The organism is Fertoeibacter niger (assembly GCF_009380135.2).
GTDB classification, from domain to species: Bacteria; Pseudomonadota; Alphaproteobacteria; order Rhodobacterales; family Rhodobacteraceae; genus Fertoeibacter; species Fertoeibacter niger.
This window is the reverse complement of sequence record NZ_WHUT02000003.1, coordinates 191421-217967: the sequence shown is the minus strand read 5'-3', so window position 1 is coordinate 217967 and position 26547 is coordinate 191421. Positions and strand designations below refer to the sequence as shown.

The window sequence follows — 26547 nt, the reverse complement described above, 5'->3', positions numbered from 1 at the left end:
GAAGCGCCTTTCAGAAGCCGAGATCGGGTTTTGATACCATGAGCCAGAATATGCCGATCAGCGCGCCGAAGGCGGGCCAGCCAAGCGCGAACCACATCCGGTAAAGCCGCAGCACTTCGGCGGGCAGCGGCGTCCCGGCTTCCACGGCTGCGGCGGCCAGATTGCGGATGCGGATTTGCAGACCCACCACCGGCAGCCAGCAGGCGAAGGCCAGCACATAAAGCACGTAGCAAACCAGCAGCCAAGGTGCCGTTGGCGAATGGCCCGCCAGATGGATCAGCCACAGCCCGGTCAGGGGCTGGATGATGCCGGCGGGGGTGGTGAAGACCGCATCGGCCAGCACCACCGCAGATGAAACGGAACGGATGGTTTCGGCCCGCCCGGTCCGCATCGCGCAGACCATCTGAAACGCCGTGCCGATACCCGTGCCGAACAAGACGGTGGAGGACACTATATGCAGCCAGCGCGCTATGAGGTATGGGTCCATCACCGTTCCTCGGCCAGTGCCAGATGCACCAGGATCAACGGCAGTATCGCCAGATTTTTCAGCAAACCGCCGAACGGGTCCAGCCAGAGGCCGGGCGCGATCAGGGTCAGGCCAAGGGTATAGGCCGCGACCACGGCCAGTTGCGCGAGCGCTGTCCTGCGCGGCTGCCAGTTGCGCAGCAGGGCCAGGGCCAGCGCCGCATCGACAAGCCCGCCGCCCCGCGCCAGCAGCAGCGCCAGTGGTTCGGGCAGGGCTGCGACGGCGGGCAGAAAGCTTGGGCCGGGCAGCCCCAGCCCCAGCAGCGCCGATACAGCCCAGATCAGCGCCAGTGCCAGCCGGACCAGTGGTTTCAGCAGATACAACCGGGCCTGCCACAAGTCCTGCGTCCCGGCCGGGCGGGCCCAGACAAACTGGCTGACGGGCTGCGGTTGCAGGCCGGTTGCGGCCAGCAGGGGGGCCGGATCGGCCCGCACCCCGGTTTCCAGCTGCGCCACCGACGTGGCCGACAGCGGCCCCAGCCGCAGCACATCGCCCAGCCGGCCCAGCCGTCGGGCCAATGGCAGGGGCAGGTGCAAAAGCGGCTGCGCGGGCAGGCCAAGCCAACGCCGCATCAGGCGGCTGAGGTCGGCCTGAGAGATTGTCTCGGGGCCGCCCACATCCCAGGGGCCGGGGCCGGGCGGGGCAACAAGGCAGGCCTGCACGATCCTGGCCAGATCGGTGGCATGGATCGGATTGAAGGGCTGATCGCCGGTGCCGATGACGGGCGTGCGCAGCGGCAGCGCCGCCAAAGCCCTGAGCAGCGACGATCCGCCGTAGGACGTATCCGCCAGCACAAGGCCGGGGCGCAGGATGGTATGGCCGTCAAACACCGCCTCGGTCTCGCGCCGCCAGCGGGCGAAGCGGGTATCGGCCTGCAACCCCACCGCCGAGATATGCACCGCCCGCGCGCCGGGCGACAGCGCCGCCAGAACCGCGCGGGGCGCATCGCGGTGCACGGCGGCAAAGGCTGCATTGCTGCCGGTCAGCAGGCCTGCCGCATTCACCAGACAGGTGCCGGGCGGCAGGTGAGGGTGCCAGAACGCAGGATCATGGCAGGCCGGATCGGCCAGATCGGCCGCGACGACGGCAAAGCCCATGCGGGCCAGGCGGCGCGGGTCGCGCGCCTGCGCGATGACCTCGGCCCCTGCGCCGCGCAAGTGAAAGGCGATGTGCCGCCCGATGAACCCATCCGCGCCCAGGATCAGAACGCGCATGTCACAACACGCGGCCTGCGACCGCATCGAGTTTGGCCAGCAGGCTGGCGTCACGGGCGGCGGGGGCGGTGATCAGGGCGTGGTCCAGCGCACGGTCGCAGCCATGCGGGCAGGGGGCGCGGCTGGCCCCCAGCAGCGCGGGCAGGGCGGTTATCAGCGCGCGGGCATTCGCTGCATTGGCCCCCAGCGTGGCCACGATCTGGGTGATGTCCACCGCGCCATGGTCGGGGTGCCAGCTGTCATAATCCGTGACCATGGCCACCGAGGCATAGCAAAGCTCGGCCTCGCGGGCCAGTTTCGCCTCGGGCATGCCGGTCATGCCGATCACGTCGCAGCCCCAGGACCGATACAGCCGCGATTCTGCCAGGGTGGAAAACTGCGGGCCTTCCATCGCCAGATAGGTGCCGCCGTCATGCACCGTCACGCCCGCCGCGCGCCCTGCCGCCGCGCAATGGGCCGACAGGCGCGGGCAGGTGGGATGGGCCAGCGACACATGCGCCACGCAGCCCGGCCCGAAGAAGGATTTCTCGCGCGCGAAGGTGCGGTCGATGTATTGATCGACCAGCACAAAATCACCCGGCGCATAGGATTCGCGGAACGATCCGCAGGCCGATACCGCCACCACATCGGTTACACCCAGCCGTTTCAGCGCGTCGATGTTGGCGCGGTAGGGCACGGATGACGGGCTGTGCACATGGCCGCGCCCGTGCCGGGGCAGGAAAGCGATGGGCAGCCCGCCCAACCGCCCGACCAGCACCTCATCCGAGGGCGCACCCCAGGGGGTTTTCACCTTCACCCACGAGGCACCCTCCAGCCCCGCGATGTCATAGACACCCGAGCCGCCGATGACGCCGATCATGGTCTGCATGCTGATCCCTTTTCGCTGTTCGTCACCACGTTAGCGGCTGTCGCCGGGGGCCGGAAGGGGCTGCACGCGCCAAGGTTGCGGCGGGATGACGGATGCTCAGGATTTGGGCGGGGCGTCGTCGGGCGGGCGCACTTCGCCCGGGGCAGCCGTCAGGCCATAGGGGGCGACGATGCGCCAGACATGGGCGGGGATCATGTTCTTCATCCGGGCAGGAAAGTTGCGGCGCAGGTGCAGCACGGTTTCCACCGCCTTCATCTCTACCCGCGCGCGGGCGAATTCAAGCCCGCGCGGCCCTATGCGGGGTTGCAGCCACGACACGATGGGCCGCACCCAATCGGGCATCCGGCGCAGGGGCATGCCTCCCGCCGCCCGGGCGGTGTTGGCGAGGAACCCTTTCACCGCGCCCTGCCGCTTGCCCTTGTCGGTCAAGGGGGCCAGTGCAAGTTTGCCGTCCAGCAGCGCCAGCAGCTCGGCGCCCCGCGTGTTGCGCACGATCACCCACTGGTCGCCGTCGCCGCCCATATAGCCCACGGTGATGTCGGCCAGCCGGTTGGTGTAATCAACGCAGGTCTTGCAGGTCATGGGAAAGAAATCGGCGGGCAGGTGGCTGATCGGCAGTTGCAGGAACGGGATGGTGCGGGTGGGGCGGCCATCGTCGAATCGCAGTTCCACCCGGAAATCGGCGCGGAATTCCAGATAGCTGACGGTTTCGGGGGCCGGGTCGAGCAGGGCCAGAAAGCTGTGGAAATTCGCGGTGGTGGTGTTGTCGGAACAGGGGGTGCCGATGACATATATCCGGTCAAGACCCAGCTCCGCCTCCAGCGCGCGCAGTGCATAGACCTGGCAGGGGATGCCGATCAGTGCGAGGCGGCGGTGGCCTGCGGCGCGGGCCGGTTCCAGCAGCGCCAGCGTGGGCGCATAGCCCATGCGCATGCCGCGCACATCGGCCATGCGGGCCGGGTCGGTCACGATCACCGGCAGCGGTTTCCAGCGGTCGGCGGGGTCGGGGGCCACGGCCAGCACGGCATCAACCGCGCCGGTTTCCAGCAGGCGTGCGGCAAGCGCGGTGGCGATGCCGGTCCATTGCGCGCCGGGGGCGGGCGGGGTCAGGCGGGCGCGGTGCATGGCAAGTGTGGTGCCGAAAAACGCCTCGTCCCCCCGGGCGGGGTCGGCGGTGCGGCCATGCACGCGGCGTTCCAGTGCGGGGTAGTCGGGCTGGATGAACTGGCAGGCCCGCCCGCAGGCCTTGCCATCCTCCAGCCGCGAGACGCCGCAATCGGTGCACAGCCCCGGGCGCGCGACCCCCGGCAGAGCGGGTGCGGTCAGGCCGGGAGGTGTGTCGCGCGGCATGGGCGGGCTCCGGTTCGGCTGGGTCATCTTCAGAGGTAGCGCGGCACAGGCATGCTGTCACCCTTTGGCATCGTCACCGGCAGCCGTTAGCACCGGCGGCCATGCGACTTGCCCGCAACGTCAGCCTTCGCCCGGGCGGGCCAGTTCGAACAGATCGCGCACCACTGCATAGTCACGGTAGCCAAGGCGCGACAGCGGGTTGAAGCGTGTCACATCGAACCGCCCCTCAACCACGCAATCATCGCGCAGGTGGATGCCTGTCACTTCGCCAAGGATCAGGAAGTTGTTCTTGCCTTTCAGGGTGATCACCTGCGTCACCCGGCATTCCAGCGCCGCCGGGCTTTCGGCCACGCGCGGGCAGTCGATCGTTTCGCATTCCGCCTTGGCCACACCCGCATGCAGAAACTCATCGGTGCCGCGCGGCAGGGCGGCAGAGGTGGCGTTCATGTCATCCTTTTGTGCCTCGCCCACCATATTCACGCAGAACACGCCCGAGGTTTGCAGCGCCGCCAGACTGTCCTTGGCCCCGGTCGAGGCGAACATGACCTGTGGCGGCACATAGGCCACCGCGTTGAAGAACGAATAGGGCGCAAGATTGTCGCCATCCGGCCCCCGCGTGGAAATCCAGCCGATCGGGCGGGGGGTGACGATGGCGTTGAACGGGTTGTGTGGCAGGCCGTGGCCGTTTTCGGGGCGGTAGAACATGGGGCCTCCATTCCGGTTTGCCCTCGTTTTGACAGCGTGTTACGGGCGTTTCCAGCGGATTCGGGGCCTGATCTTCAGGAGGCGGCGTGTATCAACTGGAAGAAGAGACCGAGGCCGACTGGTGGGAGGTCGAGGCGCTGTATGATCTGTGCTTTGCACCGGGGCGCACGGCGCTGTCATCCTACCGGCTGCGCGACGGGGTGCCCACGGTGGCGGCCCTGTGTGGCGTGCTGCGCGATGCTGACAATATTCTGGCCGCCGCGATCCGCTATTGGCCGGTCGAGGTGGCCGAACAGGATGTGCTGCTGCTGGGGCCGGTGGCGGTGCATCCAACCCGGCAGGGCGAGGGTTTGGGCGGGCTGTTGATCACCGAAAGTCTGGCCGAGGCGCGCAAGCTGGGCTGGGAACGGGTGCTGCTGGTGGGCGACGCGCCGTATTACGGGCGCTTCGGGTTCAGAAAGCTGCCCGATGTGGTGATGCCGCCGCCGACCAACCCTGACCGGGTGCTGGGGCTGGAACTGGTGGCGGGGGGCTGGAAAGGCGTGGCGGGGCCAGTGGTCAAGGCGCGTCGGTAGGCTGTGATCTTGCGGGGCACAGGCGCGGGGGATTGCGGCAGGGGCCGCAGCACCCTACCTTCCCCCTATGGAAGACACAGCGCCCCTGCCAGCCCTGCACCATGACCCCGCGCCCGAAATCGCGGCGCTGGCGCTGCGCTACAAACGCGCGAACGGCCCGCTGATCGCGGTGATGAACCGGCTTGGCGGGTCGATCGAGGCGCAGGTGGCGCTGTTGCCCGCCGGCCTGCAGGACCAGATCGAAGGCCTGACCCGAATCGCGCTGGAACAAAGCTACCGCGTGGCGGGGGCCGGGCGGCTGGCCCCGCGTCTGGGGCCACGCGCGGCACCTGCGCTGGCGGCGCTGACCGGGGCGGCGGGGGGCTTGGGCGGGCTGCCCACGGCGCTGGCCGAACTGCCGTTCACCATCACACTGATCCTGCATTCCATCCGCGGCGCGGCTACCGCCGAGGGCTTTGACCCTGACCATGATATCACCCGGCTGGAATGCCTGCGCGTGTTCGGGGCCGCCAGCCCGCTGTCGGTGGATGAGGGCGTGAACACCAGTTTCCTTGGCGCGCGGCTGACGCTGACCGGGCCTGCGCTGCAACGGGTGATCGCGGCGGTGGCCCCGCGTCTGGCGGCGGCGCTGGGGCAGAAACTGGCGGCGCAGGCGGTGCCGGTGCTGGGCGCGGTCGCCGGGGCCACGCTGAACGCGGCCTATCTGGGCTATTACCGGGAAATGGCGCAGATCCGGTTCGCGCTGCTGCGGCTGGCGCAGACGCATGGCAACGGCCCGGTGCTGGCGGCGTTTCAGGCGGCCACGGCCCCGGCCCGGGTAACGCGCGCCTGACCCGCGGGCGGTGGCGTTGTGCATGACGGCGCTTGTCACTTGATCGGTGGCCGGGTTTTGACAGGATGGGGCACCACTTGCCGGAGCCCTGCCATGCGCCTGATGCTTTTGCTGCTGCCCCTGCTGCTGGCCGCCTGCCTGACGCCCGGCCCTGCGAATAAGGACCGCATCACCACCTTGCTGGAGGGGCGCCGCGTGTTCTTTGATCAGGACGGGGCGGAAACCATTGCCGAAGCCGACCGTCGCCAGCAGGTCTGGAACGCCGATGGCACCACCCTGCGGTCAAACATGGGGCTTTTCGGCGGTGACGTGGCTGGCCGCTGGACCACGCGCAACGATCTTTACTGCACCATGCTGGGCTATCAGACGGAATGGATCTGCTACCGCGTCACCCTGTCGGACAAGGGGCGGCGCATCCGGTTTTCCGAAGTGGTGGATGACATCGGCGATGTGATCTTCTGGCGCAACGACTATCGCGGCACCTTTGCCGATGCCGCGCCCTGACCGGCGCGATTTGGCGTTTTCTTCGCCGCCGCGCCGCGCTAGCCTGCCCGCGCACAACACCGGGGAGGATGCGATGCAGACCGTCAGATGGGGCATTCTGGGGGCCGCGAATTTCGCGCGCCATCACATGGCCCCGGCCATACACGAGGCCGAAGGTGCCGAACTGGCCGCGCTGGCCACGTCGAACCCCGCCAATGCCGCGCCCTTTGCCGCCTTTGCCCCGGGCCTGCGCGTGCATGACAGCTATGATGCGCTGCTGGCCGATCCGGGGATTGACGCGGTCTATATCCCGCTGCCCAACCATCTGCATCTGGAATGGACGCTGAAGGCGCTGGCGGCGGGCAAGCATGTGCTGACCGAAAAGCCCATCGCCCTGAAGGCCGAAGAGATCGACCAGATCATCGCCGCGCGTGACGCCAGCGGGCTGCTGGCCGCCGAGGCTTACATGATCGTGCATCACCCGCAATGGCAGCGCGCCCGCGAATGGGTGCAGTCGGGCGAGATCGGCACGCTGCGGCATGCCGATGCGGCCTTCAGCTTTGACAACGGGGCCGACAGCGGCAACATCCGCAACCGGCCCGAAACGGCGGGCGGCGGCATCCGCGACATCGGGGTTTACACCTATGGTTCGGTCCGTTTCGTGACCGCGGCAGAGCCTGAGGATCTGCAAGCCCGCATCCGCTGGGAAAATGGCGTGGATGTCTGGGCGCAGGTCACGGGCACATTCGCCGGGCCGCTGGGCCAGTTCACCTATGGCGCGATGACCTCGATGCGGCTGTTCCCCCGGCAGGAGGTGGTGTTTCAGGGCGACAAGGGCCTGATCCGCGTGGCCCCCGGCCCGTTCAACGCCGGCATATTCGGCGAGGCGCGGGTGGAACTGCACCGCCCCGGCCTGTCGGTGACTGTGGAACGCTTCCCGGCGGTGCGGCAATACAAGCTGCAGGTCGAGGCGTTCGGCCGTTCCGTGCGTGAGGGCGTGCCCTATGCCTGCCCGCTGGAGTTTTCGCGCGGCACACAGGTGATGATCGACAGGGTGTTCGCGGTGGCCACGGCCATCTGACCTGTGGCGGATTTCGTCTTTCACCTGCCGGGCAGCGTGCTGCGCGATGCGGCGCTATTGAAACCCTATTACCGCCGCCTGATCGACGGGCTGCGGCAGCGCGGTCTGGCGGTGGATTGTGTGCAGCATGACCGGGCTTTGCTGCCCGGTCAGGTGGCCGCGGATCAGGCGTTCCACATAGCCGATCATGGCAGCCACCGCCATCCGCGCCTGCTGAACACCGGCATCGCCTATGTCTATCCGTTCTGGAACCTTGATCCATGGGGCATCAGGGCGCTGTCGTCGATTGCCGAAAAACCCTTTGAACCCGGGGCGGTGGATAGTGCCGCCGCTGGGGGTTTTGCCGCCCGCCTGCACCGGCGGCTGGTGCAGGCCCGCCAGTCACGCTATGAGCAGCCGCAGGCCCGGGCCGATCTGCCACGGGGCAGCATCGCGGTATTCCTGCAATCTCAAAGCCACCGCCAGACCGGCGAGACCTGCCACCTGACCCTGCGCCAGATGGTCAAGGCGCTGATGGAGCGCGACGACCCGCGCGCCATCCTGATCAAGCCGCATCCGCTGGATGCCGACCCTGCCACCGCCCGCTTTCTGGCCCGCATGGCCGCGCAGGATAGCCGCCTGAGCATCGTGGCGGCCAATATCCACGACATGCTGGCGGTGGCCGATGTGGCGGTGACGATCAACTCGGCAGTGGGCATCGAGGCGATGCTGCACGGCGTGCCGGTGGTGCTGTGCGGGCACAGCGATTTCCACCATTGCGCGGTGACAGTGCCCAGGGTGGCCGACATGGACACAGGCATTGAAGCCGCGTTGGGCACCATTTGGCCCCACGCAGTCTTTCTCTACTGGTATTTCGCGCTGAACTGCCTGAACGCGGGGCGCGACACATTGGTCGATGAATTTCTGGAAAAGGTGGCGGCCACCGGCTTTGCCGTGCCCCGCTGAGCCGCCCCTTGCATCAAACGGGTGTGGGGGGCAGCACCCAGAATGTCCGGTCTTCCGCCACACGGCCAGTCTTGCGCGATGAGGGGCCGGTTTTCACAAAGGCGCAACGTGTCAGGTAAGCCTCCCACAATGGCTTGAAACCCGCGTCACCATGCCTGACCTCAGTGCAGCCGATGGCCAACAACGCCCGCTTTCGCGCCTCTGTCAGATCTGCCCCGGTCCCGCCCTCATCTATCGGTTGCCCGGCCTCGGCCAGCAGCACCCAGGCCAGGGGTTCGACCATGGGCTGCGATCCGGCATCAGCCAGAAAATGTTCGGCGTTGCGCAGGTGGCGCACATAGTCGGATGGCTGGCGGCGATACAGCGCACGGTGCACCTGCATCGCCTGCAACAGGGTTTCCGGCGTCACCCCTCCATCGCCTCCAGCTCGTCAATGAAGCCTGCGATCATCGACAACCCCTTGTCCCAGAACTTCGGGTCTGACGCATCCAGACCAAAGGGGGCCAGCAGTTCCTTGTGGTGTTTCGACCCGCCCGCCTTCAGCATGTCGAAGTATTTCTCCTGAAACCCCGGCGTGCCTTCGGCATAGACGGCATACAATGCGTTCACCAGACCGTCGCCAAAGGCATAGGCATAGACGTAGAACGGGCTGTGCACGAAATGCGGGATATAGGCCCAGAAGGTTTCATAACCTTCCATGAAATCAAAGGCATCGCCAAGCGATTGCGCCTGCACCGACATCCACAGCGCATTGATGTCATCGGGCGTCAACTCGCCCTCGGCCCGGGCCGCATGCAGTTTGCATTCGAAATCGTAAAAGGCGATCTGGCGGACCACGGTGTTGATCATGTCCTCCACCTTGCCCGCCAGCAGGGTCTTGCGTTCCGCCGGGGTCTTGGCGGCATCCAGCAGCTTGCGGAAGGTCAGCATCTCGCCGAACACCGATGCCGTTTCCGCCAGCGTCAGCGGCGTCGATGACAACAGTTCGCCCTGACCCGCCGCCAGCACCTGGTGCACGCCATGGCCCAGCTCATGCGCCAGCGTCATCACGTCGCGCGGCTTGCCCATGTAGTTCAGCATCACATAGGGATGCACGGTGGTCACGGTGGGGTGCGCAAAGGCCCCGGGTGCCTTGCCCGGCTTCACCCCGGCGTCGATCCAGCCCTTGGTGAAAAACGGCTCGGCCAGTTCCGCCATCCTGGGCGAAAAGGCACCATAAGCCTCCATCACCGTTCGGGTGGCCGTGTCCCAATCCACCAGCTTCGGCGTGTCGATGGGCAGGGGTGCGTTGCGGTCCCAGACCTGCATCCGGTCCAGCCCCATCCATTTCGCCTTCAGCCGGTAATAGCGGTGGCTGAGTTTCGGATAGGCCGCGACCACGGCATTGCGCAGGGCCTCCACCACCTCGGGCTCCACATGGTTCGACAGGTGCCGCCCGGTCTGGGGCGTGGGCATCTTGCGCCAGCGGTCGTGGATTTCCTTTTCCTTGGCCAATGTGTTGTGCACACGGGCGAACAGCTTCACGTTCTTTTCGAACACGCCGGCCAGTGCCCGCGCCGCCGCCTCGCGTTTCGCGCGGTCGGTGTCGGTCAACAGGTTCAGCGTGGCCTCCAGGTTCAGCGGATCCTCTTCCCCCGGCACATCAAAGGTCAGCCCCGCCATCGTCTCGTCAAACAGCCGGTTCCAGGCGGCAGCCCCGACGGTGGACTGGTCGTGCAGGAATTTCTCCAGCTCGTCCGACAGCTGGTAGGGGCGCATCGCACGCATCCGGTCGAACACCGGCTTGTAGCGCGCAAGATCCGCGTTGGCCGCCAGCAGCCCTTCCAGATGCGCGTCGTCCAGCCGGTTGAACTCCAGGCTGAAGAACACCAGCGGCGTGGTAAAGGCGGTGATGCGGTCCTGCATGTCAGCCATGAACTTGGCGCGCTCGCTGTCCATGGTGTTCTGGTAATAGCGCAGCCCCGCATAAGACATCAGGCGGCCCGCCACGATGTCGATCTTCTCATAGACCTGCACGCAGGCCAAGAGCCCCGCCGCATCCAGCGCCGCCAGCTTGCCCTCGTGATCCGCCGCAAACCCGGCGCAGGCCTGTTCCAGCCAGCCCATGTCGCGGGCCACTTCGGGCGCATCGGGGGCGGGATACAGATCGGTCAGATCCCAGTCCGGCAGATCGCCGAACGCGCCAGAGCCTGTCGCGGCATCGAAAACGGGGCGGGGCAGGGGCAGCGTCATGGGGAACCTCATTCGTTGTTGCCCATGATGTAGGCGTCCCAAGGGGCCAAGCGCAACGCCCTCTTTCCCTATTTTCTGTCCTTAAATATCCTCCGGGGGTGCGGGGGTGGAAAACCCCCGCTGCCCGGCCAGCAACGCGCGCAGCGTGTCCAATGTATCAATCTCGGCCACCGGCTTGTCGCGCCGCCAGCGGATCATGCGCGGAAACCGCAGCGCGATGCCCGATTTGTGCCGGGGGCTGGCCTGTATGCCTTCGAAGGCCAGTTCGAACACCAGTTCCGGCGGCACGCGGCGCACCGGGCCGAAACGCTCCAACGTGTTGCGGCGCACCCAGTCGGTGATCTGGCGGAATTCGGCATCGGTCAGGCCGGAATAGGCCTTGGTGAAGGGCACCAGATCGTCGCCGTCACGCACCGCAAAGGTGAAATCGGTATAAAGCGTGGCGCGCCGGCCGCTGCCCGCCTGCGCATAGATCATCACGGCATCGACGGTGTGGGGGTCCAGCTTCCACTTCCACCAGTCGCCGCGCTTGCGGCCCAGATGGTAGGGCGATGACAGGCGTTTCAGCATCAGGCCTTCGGCGTTGCGGTCCCGTGCCGTCGCGCGCAGGGTTGCGACACCGGCCCAGTCATCCGCCATCACGGGGGGCGACAGGGCCAGCGCCATGCCGCCGGGCAGGGCGGCGATGATCGCGGCCAGACGGGCGCGGCGTTCGGCCAGGGGCCGCGCACGGATATCCTGGCCCGCGTCTTCCAGCAGGTCATAGGCCAGCATCCGCGCCGGGGCCTCGGCCAGCAGCTTCTTCGACACGTTCAGCCGCCCGATGCGCTTTTGCAGCGCGGCAAAGGGCTGGGGGGCGCCGTCGCCCGCCGCATGCCAGGCCAGCACCTCGCCGTCGATCACCGTGCCCATCGGCAAAAAATCGGCCAGCGGCGCGAATTCGGGGAAACGGTCGGTGATCAGCTCTTCGCCCCGCGACCACAGCGCGAAAGCGCCCGGCCGGTGGATCAGCTGGCCGCGGATGCCATCCCACTTCCATTCCGCCAGCCAGTCGCCTGGCTGGCCCAGACTGCCCGGTTCTGCCTCCAGTGCTGCGGCGAGGGCAAAGGGATAGGGTTTCGCCGCGTCTGCCTGCGGGTCATCGGGTGCGATCAGCCGGGCATAGCTGGTGGTCTGCGGCGACCAGTCGCCCATCAGCCGGTGCGCAAGGGCGGATTCGGCGATGCCCGTCGCCTCGGCCAGCGCGCGGGTCATCAGGCCCCGGCTGACCCCCATGCGGAAACCGCCGGTGATCAGCTTGTTGAACAGGAACCGCTCGGCGGTTGCCAGCTGGTCCCACGCCGCCAGAATGAAGCTGCGCCGCGCGGCGGCGGGCTGGCCGGTCAGCGCGATCAGGTCGGTGATCCATGTGGCCAGCGGGCGGTCGCTGGTCTGCCCTGCTGCGGGCAGGATCAGGGCGATGGTTTCGGCCAGATCGCCCACCACGGGATAGGCCTCTTCCACCAGCCACAAGGGCAGGCCTGCCGCCTCTGCCGCCCATATGCGCAGTTCGGTGCTGGTGACAGCGCGTTTCGGGCGGCGGCCCGATAAAAGCGCGATGGTCCAGAGCCGGTCAGCCTCGGGCGCCTCGCGGAAATATTCCGCTAGCGCTGCTACCTTGGCATTGGTTTTCGTCGTGCGGTCCAGCGCGTCGAACAGGGCGGCAAAGCGGATCATGTGGTGGGTTCCGCAGCGGGCGGGGCGATGACCTCGGCCTCGGGCGCGTCAAGGCCTTCGCCCTCGTATTCCGTGGCCACGATACCCGCCTCATAGCCCTGGGTTTCCAGCCAGCGGCGGAACACGGATGTATAGCCATGCGTCACGAACACCCGTTCCGCCCCCGTCGCGCGGATGGCCGCATTCAGCCCGTCCCAATCCGCATGGTCCGACAGCACAAAGCCCTGTGCCAGCCCGCGCCTGCGCCGCACGCCGCGCAGCGCCATCCAGCCGCTGGCAAAGGCCTGCGCCGCCGGGCCAAATCGAGCAGCCCAGACCGACCCCAACGCCGAAGGGGGGGCCAGCACCAGCGCGCCGGGGTGTGATGCCGCATCCACCCCCGCCGTGACCTGCGTGGTGGCGGGCAGGCGAATGCCCTGTGCGCGCAGCACTGCATTTGTGGCCTCGACCGCGCCATGGGTCAGCACCGGGCCGATGCTGGCGTCGATGCCGGTCAGGATGCGCTGCGCCTTGCCCAGCGCATAGGCCCCCAGCACCGACACCCGGCCCTCCGCGGCATTCGCCGCCCACCAGCGGTTGATCTGGCCCATCACGGCGGCATTGCTTTGCCAGTGGAACACCGGCAGGCCGAAGGTGCATTCGCTGATGAAGCTGTGGCAGGGCACGGGGGCAAAGGGTTCTGACAGCCCGTCATCCTGCACCTTGTAATCGCCCGACACTACCCAGACCTCGCCCGCGCGTTCAACCCGGATCTGTGCCGATCCGGGCACATGGCCCGCCGGGTGGAATGACACGGTGACGCCGCCGATGCGCCTTGGTTCGCCGTAGGCGATGGTGTCCATCGCCACATCGCCCAGCCGGTGCCGGATCACCGGCGCGGCGGCGGCGGTGGCCAGATAGGAACCATGGCCGGGCCGCGCATGGTCGGAATGGCCGTGGGTGATCAGCGCCCGCGCCACCGGACGCCAGGGGTCGATGAAAAAATCACCATCGGGGCAATAGATGCCCTTTTCGGTAAAGATAAGAACGGGGTCGCGTGCCATCACAGGAACAATAGCGCAGGGCCAGAGTTGTTCCATCCGTGATCTGTGCCCAAAAAACAGGCGGGATCGGAAGCTGTGGCACGGATTTCGACAAACAGCCCTTCCCCCGCGCAAAATCGGCTGCTTAACTGGCAGCAAGCCCGGTCACGGGCAGCCAACCGAAAGGGCGCGACGGTGACGACCTATTTCAACGAGATGTTTGATGCCGGAAAGGTGCGCGCCCCTTACGCCCGGCTGGAAGACTGGACCAAGGCGATGCCCGCCGAATTGCGGGAAATGAAACAGGCCGAGGCCGAGGCGCTGTTCCGCCGCATCGGCATCACCTTTGCGGTTTATGGCGAGGGCGGCGATCCTGACCGGCTGATCCCCTTCGACATGTTTCCCCGTGTCTTTACCGCGCTGGAATGGGCGCGGCTGGAGCGCGGCATCAAGCAGCGCGCCAAGGCGCTGAACGCTTTTCTGGTCGATGTTTACGGGCGGGGCGAGATTGTGCGCGCGGGCCGCATTCCGGGGCGGCTGGTCTATCAGAACGCAGCCTTTGAAAAGGCGGTGGTGGGGTTCATTCCGCCGAAAGGCGTTTATTCGCATATCGTCGGCATTGATCTGGTGCGCACCGGCCCGGATGATTTCTTTGTGCTGGAGGATAATTGCCGCACGCCATCGGGCGTCAGCTACATGCTGGAAAACCGTGAAATCATGATGCGCATGTTCCCCGATCTTTTCCGCGAAAACCGGATCGAGCCGGTGGACAGCTATCCCGAAAAACTGCGCCGCACCTTGGCGTCTGTGGCCCCCGCCAAATGCCACCACGAACCTACCGTGGTCATACTGACGCCGGGGCATTTCAATTCAGCCTATTACGAGCACAGTTTTCTGGCCGACCTGATGGGCGTGGAACTGGTCGAAGGGCAGGATCTGTTCGTGGAGGGTGAATTTGTCTGGATGCGCACCACCGAAGGCCCCAAGCGCGTGGATGTGATCTACCGCCGGATTGACGACGCTTATATCGACCCGCTGTGTTTCCGCCCGGATTCGATGCTTGGCATTCCGGGGCTGATGGATGTCTACCGTTCCGGCGGGGTCAGCATCTGTTCTGCCCCCGGCGCAGGCGTGGCCGATGACAAGGCCGTCTACACCTATGTGCCCGACATGATCCGGTTTTATCTGGGCGAGGAGCCCATTTTGAAAAACGTGCCGACATGGCAATGCGCCAAGGGCGATGATTGCAAATATGTGCTGGAACATCTGGGCGAACTGGTGGTGAAAGAGGTGCATGGTTCGGGCGGCTACGGCATGCTTGTGGGCCCCAAATCCACCAAGGAGCAGATCGAGGCGTTCCGCGCCCGCGTCGTGGCCGATCCGTCGAATTACATCGCGCAACCCACGCTGGCGCTTTCCACCACGCCCACCTTTGTGGACGAGGGCATCGCGCCCCGCCATGTGGATTTGCGGCCCTATTGTCTGGTGGGCGAACGGGTGGAACTGGTGCCGGGCGGACTGACCCGGGTGGCGCTGAAAGAGGGCAGCCTTGTGGTGAATTCGTCGCAGGGCGGCGGGGTCAAAGACACGTGGGTTCTGGCGGAGTGATGACATGCTGAGCAGAACCGCCGACAATCTTTACTGGATCGCCCGCTATATGGAACGCGCCGAAACCATGGCCCGGCTGCTGGAGGTGGGGTCGCGCATTTCCCTGCTGCCTTCGGTGCATGGCTACCGCAGCGAATGGGACAGCCTGTTGCAGGCTTCGGGCACCGCCATTGGCTTTGACAAGAAATATGGCGAGGCGGTGCAGCGCAACATCGAAAGCTATCTGTTCTTCGATCACGACAACCCGTCATCCGTGGCAAGCTGCATCGTGTCGGCGCGCGAAAACGCCCGCATCGTGCGCACGGCGCTGACAACGCAGGTCTGGGATGCGCTGAACACCGCGTTTCAGGAATTGCGGCAACTGGAACGCACACCGCGCAGCCAACTGGAACTCAGCCGTCTGACGGAATGGACCATGCGGCACGCCGCCATGGTGCGGGGTGCCATCGACGCCACGCTTTTGCGCAATGACGGCTATGATTTTCTGAACCTGGGCTATTATCTGGAACGGTCCGACAACACCGCCCGGCTGATGGATGTGAAATACTACGTCCTGCTGCCCCGTGTGGAATTCGTGGGCTCGGGCCTCGACAATTACCAATGGACCACACTGTTGCGCGCCATGTCGTCGCACCGGGCGTTTCACTGGGCTTACGGCGGCGAGGTGACGGCGCGCAAGATCGCGGATTTCCTGATCCTGAACCCGCAATGCCCAAGGTCGCTGATCACCTGTGTCGAGGGCATCACCGGCCATCTGGCCCGGCTGGAGCGGTTGTATAAACGTTCCTCCCCGGCGCAGGGAAAGGCGCAGGCGCTGCATGACGGGCTGAACCGGGTGACGGTGGAAGACATATTTGACGAAGGTCTGCACGAGTTTCTGACCCGCTTCATTCTGGATGTGGCGGCGCTGGGCGGCATGGTGCATGAAAACTATCTGAGCGGGGATCTGCGCTGATGCTGCTGACGGTCGATCATGTGACGCGCTACCGCTATGACCGCCCGGTGCGCGGGCTGGTGCAAAGCCACCGGCTGACCCCTGCCAGCAATGATGGCCAGAAAGTGCTGGAATGGAATGTGACTGTCAGCGACGGCATTCCCGGCGGCACCTTCCGCGACGGGGCGGGCGATTGCCTGAAGGGCTGGACGGTGCCCGGCCCGGTGTCTGAGGTTTCGGTAACGGTGACGGGCCGGGTGGAAACCCGCGACATGGCCGGCGTGCTGCGCGGCCACCGCGAATGGACCCCGCCCGATTGCTATCTGCAAGATACGCTGCCCACACGGGTGGATGCGGCGCTGGTCGAGATTGCCGAAACGGTGCGGGGCTTTGCCGATGCGCTGGATGCCGCGCACCGGCTGTCGGCGCTGGTGGGCCAGGCGATTGCCTATACGCCCGGTGCCACCCAGTCGCAGACCACGGCCTCCGAGGCGATGACCCAGAAACAGGGTGTGTGCCAGGACCATGCCCATGCCCTGCTGGCCGCAGCGCGGCATGCGGGGCTGCCGGGGCGCTATGTCTCGGGCTATCTTCTGGCCGATGCGGAAGGGGCGGCGCATGACGCGGCCCATGCCTGGGCGGAAATCTGGGTGCAGGGGCTGGGTTGGGTAGGTTTTGACGCAGCCAATGCCTGCTGCCCGGATGACCGCTATATAAGGTTGGGCTCGGGTCTTGATGCCCAAGATGCGGCCCCGATCAGAGGCACGACACGCGGCCCGGGGGTGGAACATCTGGATGTTGTGGTTGCGGTTCAGGCCGTGCAGCAATAGGGTCACGCCGTGCGTCGGTATCGGGGATTTCCATGACCTATTGCGTCGGTCTGCTGCTGAGGGATGGCATGGTGCTGCTGTCCGATACCCGCACCAATGCGGGGCTGGACAACATCGCCACCTACCGCAAGATGTTCGTGTTCGAAGACACCGGCGAACGGGTGATCACCATCCTGACGGCGGGCAGCCTGTCGGTCACGCAGACCACCATCGCGCGGCTGCGCGACGCGATGGATGATCCTGAATCCACGCCCGAAACCTCGATCATGAAGGCGCCCACGCTGCTGAAAGTGGCGGAACTGGTGGGCAACACCCTGGCCCGCGTGCGCAGCGACATTGACGAGAAACTGTCGGCCATGGGGCAGGGGGCCTCGGCCAGCATGATCGTGGCCGGGCAGCGTCGCGGTGGCGCGATGCGGATGTTCCTGATCTATCCCGAGGGCAATTTCATCGAGGCGACCGAAGACACGCCGTTCCTGCAAATCGGCGAACACAAATACGGCAAGCCGATTCTCGACCGGGTGGTCAAGGCGCATACTTCGCTGGCCGATGCGCAAAAGGCGGTGCTCTTGTCGATGGATTCGACGCTGCGGTCAAACCTGTCGGTTGGCATGCCGCTGGATCTGGCGGTGATCGAGCGTGATGCCTGCCGCGTGACCCTGCGGCGGCGGATCGAGGCGGGCGACGAATCGTTCCGCGCCATGTCGGATGCGTGGTCGAACGCGCTGCGCGAAGGCTTTACCCGCATCACCGTTTAGCGCGTGACGCAGCGGGGCGGTTGCGCTGGCCGCCCATTTGCGGCATCTGGCAGCTTCACTGATGCAAGCCCCGGGGGACCACCATGGATTACGGCAAATCCGGCAACGCCAAACCCAGCAAGCACGCGCCGCGCCACAACGAACACAACGCCAAGGGCACCGACAAGAACCCCTTCGGCGACCGCGCCACCAAGGCCGAACTGCTGGAGCGGATGAAGGCCGCCGCCGAGGCCCGCAAAAAGGCCGCAGACGGGCAATAAACACCGGCGCGGCCTCAGGTCATCGGTGGGCCTGATACAGCGCCGCCGCGGCGTCAAAGAATCCGGCGCGGATGGCGTGGGTTTCCATCATGACCTCATGTTCCGCCCCCGGCACCAGTTGCAACCGCCCGCCCGGCCAGCGCGCCATGCGGGCGCGAATCGGGGCGGGGTCGACCACCCGTTCGGCGCTGCCCAGCACGCAAAGCGTGGGTGTGGCGGGCGAGGGCAGGGCGGCCAGCGCCCGGCATTCGGTCAACGCCGCATGCAGCCAACCCAGGCTTGGCCCCCCCAGGGCCAGTTCGGGCACGGCGGCAACCTGCGCCTTCATCCAGCCGAACATCTCGGGATCGGTGGTCAAGACGTTGCCCTGATATGGGGCCTCGGCCACATAGGTGGTGGCGGTCGTGCCCGGCGCATAGCGGTGCCCGCGTTTCACCAGCAACGACGCCGCGGCCAGCGTGACGGCCAGCGGGCGCATCACCGGCGCGATGCGGATGCCCCACATCGGCGCGGAAAACACCGCCGCGCGCACCGGCAGGCCCAGCATAAGCGCGCGCAACCCGATGCAGCCGCCCATGGAATGCGCCATCAGATACAAGGGTTGCGGCAGCGCCAGATCCTCGGCCAGCGCCACCAGCGCCTGCACGTCGCGCTGATAATCGCGGAAGTGCGCGACATGCCCGGTCATCGCATCGGCCAGGGGCCGGTCGGCCAGCCCCTGCCCGCGCCAGTCCACCGTCACGGTGGCATAGCCGCGCGCCGCCAGATCGGCGGCGGCACGGCCATATTTTTCGGCATATTCGGTGCGGCCAGGAAACAGCAGCACCGTGCCCAGGTCGCCCGGGCCCCAGACGGCGGCACGCAGCCGCACCCCGTCGCTGGCGGTCAGCCAGAACGCGCGGCCCCCGTCAGGGCCGTCGGCCAGTGCGGCATGGAACGGGGCGGGCGGGTTCACCCCAGAACCGCACCCAGTTTCATCGCCGTGCCCATGTCGCCATCGACCGCCAGCTTGCCGGTCATGAAGGCCATCGTCGGGTTCATGTCGCCAGACAGAATCGCCTGGAACACATCCGCCTCGGCGGTCAGCGTCACATCGGCGGCATCGTCGCCCGCGCGCACGCCGCCCGCGTCGAACATGATCGCGCCTTCGCCCGGAATGACGAATTTCGCCACGCCGTCAAAGCCCTGCACCCGGTCACTCAAGGCCGCGACTGCGGCGTCAATCATCGTGCTCATCCCGAAATCCTTGCGAAGTTGTGGTTCATCCCTTGTTCGTGACCGGCGGGATATGGCTTTTCCCCAAGGCCACGCTACAGTCGGGACTATGAAAGCGCGCGGATGGTTACACAATCGTATCGTTGCGGCATTGCTGCCGATTTTCCTGTCATGCGCGCCGGTTTTTGCGCAGACGCCCGCGCTGGACGCGCTGTTTGACGAACTGGCCGGTGCCGATGCCCGGGCCGCCCTGCGAATCGAGCGCCAGATATGGAGCGAATGGTCAAAATCCGGCTCGGCCGCGATGGATTTGCTTCTGCAACGCGGGCGCGACGCGATGGAGGCGGGCGATACCGATGCGGCCATCGACCATTTCACCGCGCTGATTGATCATGCGCCTGATTTCGCCGAAGGCTGGAATGCGCGGGCCACCGCCTATTTCGTGGCGGGTCAATACGGCCCTTCGGTGAATGACATAGCGCAGGTGCTGGCCTTGAACCCCCGGCATTTCGGGGCGATGTCGGGGCTGGCGGCCATCATGGAACAGCTTGACCGCCCCGCACAGGCGCTGGAGGCCTATCGCGCGGCACTTGCTATACATCCGCACCTTGCCGGGATAAGTGAGGCTGTGGAACGGCTGGAAGCCAAAGCCGCCGGGCAGGAACTTTGAAAGCAGGCTGATGCGCGCGACCGGACGGGTCACGGCGGTCCTCGGGCCGACCAATACCGGCAAGACTCATTACGCGATCGAACGCATGCTGGGCCACCGCACCGGGGTGATCGGCCTGCCGCTGCGTCTGCTGGCGCGCGAGGTCTATGACCGCTGCGTGGCGCAGCGCGGCCCGTCAGTGGTGGCGCTGGTGACGGGCGAAGAGCGTATCGTGCCCGAGCGCACGCAGTATTGGGTCTGCACGGTCGAGGCGATGCCGCAGGAAATCGGGGCCGATTTCGTGGCGGTGGACGAGATTCAGCTGTGCGGCGACCCAGAACGCGGCCATGTGTTCACCGACCGGCTGCTGCGGGCGCGCGGGCTTCACGAAACGCTGTTCCTGGGGTCTGACGTGATGCGCCCGGCGATTGCCGCGCTGATCCCGGGCGTCACCTTCATGCGGCGCGAGCGGTTCAGCACCCTGACCTGGGCAGGTTCGAAAAAGATAAGCCGCATGCCGCCTCGTAGCGCCATCGTGGGGTTTTCGGTTGATAATGTCTATGCCATCGCCGAACTGATCCGCCGACAAAAGGGCGGCTGCGCGGTGGTCATGGGCGCACTGAGCCCCCGCACCCGCAACGCGCAGGTCGCGCTCTATCAGAATGGCGATGTGGATTATCTGGTGGCCACCGACGCCATCGGCATGGGCCTGAACCTGGACATCCGGCATGTTGCCTTTTCCGCCACGGCGAAATTCGACGGGCGGCGAATGCGCGCGTTGTTCCCGCATGAGCTGGGCCAGATCGCGGGCCGCGCGGGCCGCCACACCGACCCCGGAACATTCGGCGTGACGGGCGAGGCCGGGCCGCTGGACGACGGCGTGATCGACGCCATCGAAAACCACCGTTTCGCCCCGATCCAGAAACTGAACTGGCGCAACGAGGCGCTGGAATTCGGCACGGTCGAACGGCTGGTCGCCAGTCTTGAGGCCCCGACCACGAACGAATGGCTGGCCCGCGCCCGCGAATCCGACGACCTTCAGGCGTTGAAAACCCTGTCGCAGATGCCCGAGATCGCCGACCGCAGCCGCAGCCCGCAAGCGGTGAAACTGCTGTGGGATGTCTGCCGCATTCCCGATTTCCGCGGCAAGTCCGGAGGCGAACACACCGCCCTGCTGGCGCGCATCTTCGGCTTTCTGCAAGGCGGAAAAGTGCCGACGGATTGGTTGACCACGGTTATCAAGCATATCGACAGAACCGATGGTGATATTGACGCGTTGTCGAAACGTCTGGCCTATATCCGCACCTGGACCTATGTGGCGCAACGCAAGAGCTGGGTTGAAGATGAAAGCCATTGGCGCGACGAAACGCGCGCTGTAGAAGACCGGTTGTCGGATGCGCTGCACGCGCAGTTGACGCAACGCTTTGTCGACCGGCGCACATCCGTGCTGATGCGCCGGTTGAAACAGAAGGAGAGCCTTGTGGCCGAGGTGAATGACAAGGGTGAAGTGACGGTGGAGGGCGAATTCGTCGGCCGTCTGGAAGGGTTCCGTTTCCGTCAGGATGCGTCGAATTCCCCGGACGAGGCGAAAACGCTGCGGCAAGCTGCCGTTCAGGCGCTGCGCCCCGAGTTCCATCTGCGGGCGGACAAGTTCTACAACTCCCCCGATACCGAGATGGACTTCACCGAGCAGGGCGGCCTCATGTGGGGCAATCAGGCGGTGGGCAAGCTGGTGGCCGGGGCCGAGGCGCTGCGCCCGTCAGTCGAGGCCTTTGTCGATGAGGATGCCGGGCCGGATGTCGCCGAAAAGGTGCGTCGCCGCTTGCAGCATTACATCGACCGCAAGGTGGCGGCACAGTTCGAACCCCTGCTGGCGATGAGCCGGGATGAGGCGCTGACCGGGCTGGCGCGCGGTTTCGCCTTCCGTCTGGTCGAGGGTCTGGGCCTGCTGCCCCGTGATGTAGTGACCGAAGAGGTCAAGACGCTGGATCAGGAGGCGCGTTCGGCCCTGCGCAAGCATGGCGTGCGGTTCGGCCAGTTCACCATCTTTCTGCCGCTGCTGCTGAAACCTGCCCCCACCCGGCTGCGTCTGGTGCTGTGGAGCCTTGCCAACGGCTTGCAGGAATTCCCCGAAAGCCCGCCTCCGGGGCTGGTGACGATCCCGAATATCGCCGAAGTGCCGAAGCAGCATTACACGCTGGCGGGCTATCACCCCGCAGGCGCGCGGGCGATCCGCATCGACATGCTGGAGCGGTTGGCCGATCTTTTGCGGGCGAAGGACAGCCGCGCTGGGTTTGAAGCCACGCCGGAAATGCTGTCGATCACCGGCATGACGCTGGAACAGTTCGCCGATCTGATGGGCGGGTTGGGCTATCGCGGCGACAAGGCCGAACGGCCCAAGGTGAAGCCCGAGGCGGCGATGGCCGCGCCGGTTGCGATTCAAGCTGCGGCGGTCGAGGCTGCACCGGCGGAAGCGCCCGCTGTGGCAACGGACGCGGCCGAGGGTGAAGCCGTTGCTGTGGAACCCGTGGCAGACGCGCCGGCTGAGACGGCACCGGTTGAAACCGCGCCGGTCGAGATGGAAAGCTATTACACCTTCGTCTGGGCCCCCCGCCCGCGTGGAGGCGAGGGCCGTGGCCCGCGTCGCAACGACCGGGGTGGTTCGCGTGAGGGCCAGCAGCCCCGAGACCGCCAGCCTGCGCGTGAGGGTCAGCCTGCACGTGAAGGCCAACCGCCCCGCGAAAACCAGCCGCAGGGCGAGAACCGGGGCCGTGGCGGCCCGCGCGGCGACCGGCCCCGCAACGACCGCCCGCGCAGCGATGCACCCCGCACCGAGGGCGCAGCCACTGATACGGTGGTTGCAGCCCCCGCCGAGGCGCAGACCCGCCCCGACCGTGGCCCGCGCCCCGAGCGCAGCGAAGGTTACAAGGGCAAGCCGAAAGGCAAGGGCGGCGAGCGTGGCGGCAATGACCGTGGCGAACGCGGTGGGAATGACCGTGGCGGCAAGGATGGCGCGCGCGAGAACCGCAGCAACGCACCGAAAACCTTTGAATCCCGCCCGCCCCGCGTCGAAAAGATCGACCCTGACAACCCCTTTGCGGTGCTGGCGGCGCTGCGCAACCGGACCTAAGGCCGCATGCGGGCGCGGCGGGAACCTGTTCCTTCGCCGCGCCCGTTGATTCGTCTGGACAAATGGCTGGTGCAGGCGCGGTTCGTGAAAACCCGCAGCCTTGCCGCCGAACTGGTGGACAGCGGGCACGTCCGGGTGAACGGCCAGCGCAGCGCCAAACCGGCGCAGGCGGTAGGGCCGGGCGATGTTCTGGTGTTTCCGCAGGGCAACCGGATTCGCATGGTGCGGATCACCGGGGTGGCGCTGCGGCGCGGATCGGCCAGCGATGCGCTGGCGCTGTATCTCGATCTGGATGCGCAGGTTGCGGTGGCGGAGGATGTTCCGCCGATTGCGCCGCCCGACGGCTGATCGTTCTGCCGCAGCCGGTTTTGCCGCAGCCTTGATCTTTCCTTCCCGCGCCCGCTTGCATGCGCCGCGGCACCGGACTAGGTAACAAAGCGCATCAGAGACAGCCGAGCCACGCCATGACCTATGTTGTTACCGACAACTGCATCGCCTGCAAATACACCGATTGTGTGGAAGTATGCCCCGTGGACTGCTTCTATGAGGGCGAAAACACGCTGGTCATCCACCCGGATGAGTGCATCGACTGTGGCGTTTGCGAGCCTGAATGCCCCGCCGATGCGATCCGCCCGGACACCGAGCCGGATATGGAGGCCTGGGTTGCCTTCAACCGCAAATATGCCGAGCTGTGGCCGGTGATCACCCAGCGCCGCGACCCGCTGCCCGAGGCCGAGGCGCGGGACGGCGAAAAGGGCAAGATGGAGAAATACTTCAGCCCCGCACCCGGCGTTGGCGGCTGAAACAACACAGATTTGCGAATCGCCCTGTGCCATGACAGGGCGTCAGGCCTGGGATGCAAGCCGGAAAATCGTTTGATTTCAATGGCTCTGCCAAGTCGGGCACAATGTTGCCCCAGTTGGAATCACCTGCAAATCGTGCTATACTGCTGTTACAAAAGAAGCACGGAAGCCTGACCACCCTCTCAGCGCTGCTCGCCTGAGGCGGAAATTCTTGCGACATGTCACATGCATCCCCGGGGCTGATGGCCCCGGTTGGTGATTTTGTCGCCGGAAACAGGCTTCTCATCGAGGAAGCGCCTGAATGACCAAATCCAAGAAGCCCGAGTTCCGCCCTGACGAGTTCGTCGTCTACCCCGCGCATGGCGTGGGCCGGATCATCTCGATCGAAGAGCAGGAGATTGCCGGCCTGCACCTGGAACTGTTCGTGATCTCGTTCGAAAAGGACAAGATGACGCTGCGGGTGCCCACCCACAAGGCGACGGAAATCGGCATGCGCTCGCTGTCCTCGCCCGATGTGGTGACAAAGGCGCTGGATACGCTGAAGGGCAAGGCGCGGGTGAAACGGGCGATGTGGTCGCGCCGGGCGCAGGAATATGAACAGAAGATCAACTCGGGCGACCTGATGTCGATCGCCGAAGTGGTGCGCGACCTGCACCGCTCTGACGACCAGCGCGAACAAAGCTATTCCGAGCGGCAGCTTTACGAGGCGGCACTGGAACGGCTGACCCGCGAAGTCGCCGCCGTGTCGGGCGTGGACGAGGCGGGCGCCGCCAAGACCGTTGGCGACGTGCTGGTGGCCCGCGCGGCCTGATTGCTGTGACAGGGGAAAACCGCGCTTTCGGGCGCGGTTTTTTCATGCCCGCTTCTTTGCCCTGACGGGCGATGGCGTTGCGGTGGCGACATCGCCCATCGGGGCGGAGGAGCGACGCTATGCCAGATGTGCCGCCGCAACCGCAAGCGCCGCGGCCTCGGCCAGTTGTTGCGAGGCCCCCAGCACATCGCCGGTCTGCCCGCCGATCTTGGCCCGCGCCACCAGCGCCAGCGCAAGGCACAGCCCCCCGGCCAAGGCGGCCATCGCCACCGCCATTCCCCCCGTCAGCAGCAGCGCCAGGCCTATCCCCAGAGCCGCAGCGCCCAAGGCTACACCCGCCGCAGGCCGCCCCACGCTTTGCGCCAGCCCCGCGCCGCGCGCATTGGGAAGGGCGGACATCAGCACCGCCATCGGCACCCGGCTGAGCGCGCCGACCGCGATCAGCACGGGCCAATGCGCCCCTGCCTCCAGAACCGCCACCAGAGCCGACCAGCGCGCCAGCCCCACCACCAGCAGCGCCACGACGCCATAGGTGCCAATGTGACTGTCCTTCATGATGGCCAGCCGCCGCGCCTTGTCCCAGCCGCCCCAAAGGCCATCGGCGGTATCGGCCAGCCCGTCTTCGTGCATGGCCCCGGTCAGCATCGCCTGCGCGCCCAGCACCAGCGCCGCCGCCACCCCGGCCGGCAAACCCGGCCACAGCGCCAGACTGCCCGCCGCCGCCGCCAGCGCACCCACCACCGCCCCCGCCAAGGGCCAGGCCCAGGCGGCATCTGCGCCGCGCAGCGGTGCGTGGGGCAGCGGCAGTCGGGTCAGCAGACCAAGCGCGGCCCGCAGATCGGCCAGATGCCCCGCCAGATGGTCGTTCCCGGTCATGCGATTGCCCTTTCCGTGCTGGCCCTGCGCCGCCTTTGTCGATACCCAAGGCAGGCGACAGGATCAACGAGGGACAGGCCATGCAAGCCCCATTCACCACGATCACAGGGTTCCACGCCGTCTTGCAGGCGCTGCCCGGCTTTGACGCCGCCGCTGCGGATGCCGCCCGTGCCCGCAACGCGCAACTGACCAAGCCGCCGGGCGCGCTGGGCCGGCTGGAGGATCTGGCGATCTGGTATGCCGGCTGGCGGGGCGACCCGCGCCCCCGCATCAACCGCCCGCAGGTGCTGGTTTTTGCGGGCAATCACGGGGTCACGGCGCAGGGCGTTTCGGCCTTTCCGGCCGAGGTGACGGCGCAGATGGTGGCCAATTTCAAGGCTGGCGGGGCGGCGATCAACCAGTTGGCGCAGGCCTTTGGCGCGACCATGGCCGTTGTGGCGCTGGACCTTGATACGCCCACGCGCGATTTCACCGCGGGTGCTGCGATGACCGAGGATGATCTGGTGGCCGCTCTGGCCGCAGGGTGGGAGGCGGTCGATCCGCAGGCCGACCTTCTGGTGACGGGCGAGATGGGCATCGGCAATACCACCGTGGCGGCGGCGCTGGCCTGTGCGCTGTTCGGCGGCGGGGCGGGTGACTGGACCGGGCGCGGAACCGGTGTGTCGGATGAGGGGCTGGCGCTGAAAACCCGCGTGGTTGCCGCAGGGCTGGCGCTGCATGGCGATCTGACGGGCGACCCGCTGGAGGCCTTGCGCTGCCTTGGCGGGCGCGAACTGGCCGCCATGGCCGGGGCCATCGCCCGGGCGCGCGTGCTGCGCGTGCCGGTCATTCTGGATGGGTTCATCTGCACGGCGGCAGCGGCGGTGCTGGAATGCGCCGAGGAAGGCGCCCTGGGCCATTGCGTCGCAGGCCATGTCAGCGCCGAGGGTGCACATGGCGCCCTGCTGGCCCGGCTGGGCAAAAAGCCGCTGCTGGATCTGGGTCTGCGGCTGGGCGAGGGGTCGGGTGCCGCATTGGCCATTGCGGTGATGCAGGGGGCGGTGGCCTGCCATTCTGGCATGGTGACGTTTGAAGAGGCGGGCGTGTCGGGCGGGTAAGGTTTTGGCGCTGGCCAGCGCCGGGGG

General features: G+C 66.5%; 28 protein-coding genes. 16 read left to right on the top strand and 12 right to left on the bottom strand.

Annotated features, from left to right (window positions below; all coding sequences use genetic code 11):
* Positions 1-10 precede the first annotated feature (10 nt).
* The 5 genes from GEU84_RS06670 to GEU84_RS06650 form a co-directional block, all read right to left on the bottom strand.
* The gene (locus GEU84_RS06670) at positions 11-487 is read right to left on the bottom strand and encodes a DUF2269 family protein (protein ID WP_152824709.1); all 477 of its coding nucleotides are present in this window, start codon (positions 485-487) and stop codon (positions 11-13) included.
* Positions 487-1740 (bottom strand): DoxX-like family protein, encoded by a 1254-nt coding sequence (locus tag GEU84_RS06665; protein WP_152824710.1) that lies wholly within the window; start codon positions 1738-1740, stop codon positions 487-489. Before GEU84_RS06665 ends, GEU84_RS06670 begins: the two co-directional genes overlap by 1 nt.
* A 1-nt stretch (position 1741) precedes the next feature.
* A complete protein-coding gene (locus GEU84_RS06660) occupies positions 1742-2608 on the bottom strand; it encodes an S-methyl-5'-thioadenosine phosphorylase (protein WP_152824711.1) in 867 nt (288 codons plus the stop codon).
* Between the two features lie 96 nt (positions 2609-2704).
* A complete protein-coding gene (locus tag GEU84_RS06655) occupies positions 2705-3958 on the bottom strand; it encodes a Coenzyme F420 hydrogenase/dehydrogenase, beta subunit C-terminal domain (protein WP_152824713.1) in 1254 nt (417 codons plus the stop codon).
* A 120-nt stretch (positions 3959-4078) separates the two neighbouring features.
* Positions 4079-4663, bottom strand: coding sequence for a flavin reductase family protein (locus tag GEU84_RS06650; RefSeq protein WP_152824715.1), 585 nt, complete (start codon positions 4661-4663; stop codon positions 4079-4081).
* 86 nt (positions 4664-4749) lie between these two features.
* Between GEU84_RS06650 and GEU84_RS06645 the strand changes: the two genes are divergently transcribed.
* The 5 genes from GEU84_RS06645 to GEU84_RS21325 all read left to right on the top strand — a co-directional run bounded on the left by GEU84_RS06645 (position 4750) and on the right by GEU84_RS21325 (position 8579).
* Positions 4750-5238 (top strand): GNAT family N-acetyltransferase, encoded by a 489-nt coding sequence (locus tag GEU84_RS06645; protein WP_174539363.1) that lies wholly within the window; start codon positions 4750-4752, stop codon positions 5236-5238.
* Between the two features lie 67 nt (positions 5239-5305).
* Positions 5306-6070, top strand: a complete 765-nt coding sequence (locus GEU84_RS06640) for an EcsC family protein (RefSeq protein ID WP_152824716.1) — start codon at positions 5306-5308, stop codon at positions 6068-6070.
* Between the two features lie 93 nt (positions 6071-6163).
* On the top strand, positions 6164-6574 hold the full coding sequence (locus GEU84_RS06635) for a hypothetical protein (protein WP_152824718.1): 411 nt from the start codon (positions 6164-6166) through the stop codon (positions 6572-6574).
* Between the two features lie 73 nt (positions 6575-6647).
* The gene (locus GEU84_RS06630; RefSeq protein WP_152824720.1) at positions 6648-7634 is read left to right on the top strand and encodes a Gfo/Idh/MocA family protein; all 987 of its coding nucleotides are present in this window, start codon (positions 6648-6650) and stop codon (positions 7632-7634) included.
* 3 nt (positions 7635-7637) lie between these two features.
* Positions 7638-8579 carry a capsular polysaccharide export protein, LipB/KpsS family gene (locus GEU84_RS21325; protein WP_152824722.1) on the top strand — a complete coding sequence of 314 codons (942 nt, stop codon included), beginning with the start codon at positions 7638-7640 and terminating at the stop codon, positions 8577-8579.
* A 13-nt stretch (positions 8580-8592) separates the two neighbouring features.
* On the opposite strand, the gene GEU84_RS06620 is transcribed toward GEU84_RS21325, so the two are convergent.
* From GEU84_RS06620 to GEU84_RS06605, 4 genes are all read right to left on the bottom strand, one after another.
* The gene (locus tag GEU84_RS06620) at positions 8593-8988 is read right to left on the bottom strand and encodes a hypothetical protein (protein WP_152824723.1); all 396 of its coding nucleotides are present in this window, start codon (positions 8986-8988) and stop codon (positions 8593-8595) included.
* On the bottom strand, positions 8985-10811 hold the full coding sequence (locus GEU84_RS06615) for a M3 family oligoendopeptidase (RefSeq protein ID WP_152824725.1): 1827 nt from the start codon (positions 10809-10811) through the stop codon (positions 8985-8987). The genes GEU84_RS06620 and GEU84_RS06615 overlap by 4 nt, the downstream gene beginning before the upstream one ends.
* 81 nt (positions 10812-10892) lie before the next feature.
* Positions 10893-12527, bottom strand: a complete 1635-nt coding sequence (locus tag GEU84_RS06610) for an ATP-dependent DNA ligase (RefSeq protein WP_152824727.1) — start codon at positions 12525-12527, stop codon at positions 10893-10895.
* Positions 12524-13570, bottom strand: coding sequence for a ligase-associated DNA damage response exonuclease (locus GEU84_RS06605; RefSeq protein WP_152824729.1), 1047 nt, complete (start codon positions 13568-13570; stop codon positions 12524-12526). The genes GEU84_RS06610 and GEU84_RS06605 overlap by 4 nt, the downstream gene beginning before the upstream one ends.
* A gap of 195 nt (positions 13571-13765) precedes the next feature.
* On the opposite strand from GEU84_RS06605, the gene GEU84_RS06600 reads away from it, so the two are divergent.
* From GEU84_RS06600 to GEU84_RS06580, 5 genes are all read left to right on the top strand, one after another.
* Positions 13766-15157, top strand: a complete 1392-nt coding sequence (locus tag GEU84_RS06600; protein ID WP_152825125.1) for a circularly permuted type 2 ATP-grasp protein — start codon at positions 13766-13768, stop codon at positions 15155-15157.
* 4 nt (positions 15158-15161) lie between these two features.
* Entirely contained in the window at positions 15162-16112 is a 951-nt protein-coding gene (locus GEU84_RS06595) for an alpha-E domain-containing protein (RefSeq protein ID WP_152824731.1), read from the top strand.
* Positions 16112-16921: a transglutaminase family protein gene (locus GEU84_RS06590; RefSeq protein WP_152824733.1), complete on the top strand. Its 810-nt coding sequence runs from the start codon at positions 16112-16114 to the stop codon at positions 16919-16921. The genes GEU84_RS06595 and GEU84_RS06590 overlap by 1 nt, the downstream gene beginning before the upstream one ends.
* A 32-nt stretch (positions 16922-16953) precedes the next feature.
* Positions 16954-17679 (top strand): proteasome-type protease, encoded by a 726-nt coding sequence (locus GEU84_RS06585; protein WP_152824735.1) that lies wholly within the window; start codon positions 16954-16956, stop codon positions 17677-17679.
* Between the two features lie 83 nt (positions 17680-17762).
* Complete coding sequence (locus tag GEU84_RS06580; protein WP_174539362.1) at positions 17763-17939, top strand: hypothetical protein; 177 nt, start codon at positions 17763-17765, stop codon at positions 17937-17939.
* Between the two features lie 19 nt (positions 17940-17958).
* Here GEU84_RS06580 and GEU84_RS06575 read toward each other — a convergent pair whose 3' ends face one another.
* Entirely contained in the window at positions 17959-18894 is a 936-nt protein-coding gene (locus GEU84_RS06575; RefSeq protein WP_174539361.1) for an alpha/beta fold hydrolase, read from the bottom strand.
* Complete coding sequence (locus GEU84_RS06570) at positions 18891-19175, bottom strand: SCP2 sterol-binding domain-containing protein (RefSeq protein WP_152824737.1); 285 nt, start codon at positions 19173-19175, stop codon at positions 18891-18893. The genes GEU84_RS06575 and GEU84_RS06570 overlap by 4 nt, the downstream gene beginning before the upstream one ends.
* A gap of 88 nt (positions 19176-19263) precedes the next feature.
* Between GEU84_RS06570 and GEU84_RS06565 the strand changes: the two genes are divergently transcribed.
* The 5 genes from GEU84_RS06565 to GEU84_RS06545 all read left to right on the top strand — a co-directional run bounded on the left by GEU84_RS06565 (position 19264) and on the right by GEU84_RS06545 (position 24547).
* Complete coding sequence (locus GEU84_RS06565; protein WP_152824738.1) at positions 19264-19824, top strand: tetratricopeptide repeat protein; 561 nt, start codon at positions 19264-19266, stop codon at positions 19822-19824.
* 10 nt (positions 19825-19834) lie between these two features.
* Complete coding sequence (locus tag GEU84_RS06560; protein WP_152824741.1) at positions 19835-22933, top strand: helicase-related protein; 3099 nt, start codon at positions 19835-19837, stop codon at positions 22931-22933.
* Between the two features lie 45 nt (positions 22934-22978).
* Positions 22979-23281, top strand: a complete 303-nt coding sequence (locus GEU84_RS06555) for an RNA-binding S4 domain-containing protein (RefSeq protein WP_420899272.1) — start codon at positions 22979-22981, stop codon at positions 23279-23281.
* A 116-nt stretch (positions 23282-23397) separates the two neighbouring features.
* Positions 23398-23736 (top strand): ferredoxin FdxA, encoded by a 339-nt coding sequence (fdxA, locus tag GEU84_RS06550; RefSeq protein ID WP_152824744.1) that lies wholly within the window; start codon positions 23398-23400, stop codon positions 23734-23736.
* Positions 23737-24037: 301 nt separating this feature from the next.
* The gene (locus GEU84_RS06545) at positions 24038-24547 is read left to right on the top strand and encodes a CarD family transcriptional regulator (protein WP_152824747.1); all 510 of its coding nucleotides are present in this window, start codon (positions 24038-24040) and stop codon (positions 24545-24547) included.
* Positions 24548-24664: 117 nt separating this feature from the next.
* On the opposite strand, the gene cobS is transcribed toward GEU84_RS06545, so the two are convergent.
* Positions 24665-25423, bottom strand: coding sequence for an adenosylcobinamide-GDP ribazoletransferase (gene cobS / locus GEU84_RS06540; RefSeq protein ID WP_152824749.1), 759 nt, complete (start codon positions 25421-25423; stop codon positions 24665-24667).
* Between the two features lie 80 nt (positions 25424-25503).
* Between cobS and cobT the strand changes: the two genes are divergently transcribed.
* A complete protein-coding gene (gene cobT / locus GEU84_RS06535; RefSeq protein WP_152824751.1) occupies positions 25504-26520 on the top strand; it encodes a nicotinate-nucleotide--dimethylbenzimidazole phosphoribosyltransferase in 1017 nt (338 codons plus the stop codon).
* Positions 26521-26547: the final 27 nt, after the last annotated feature.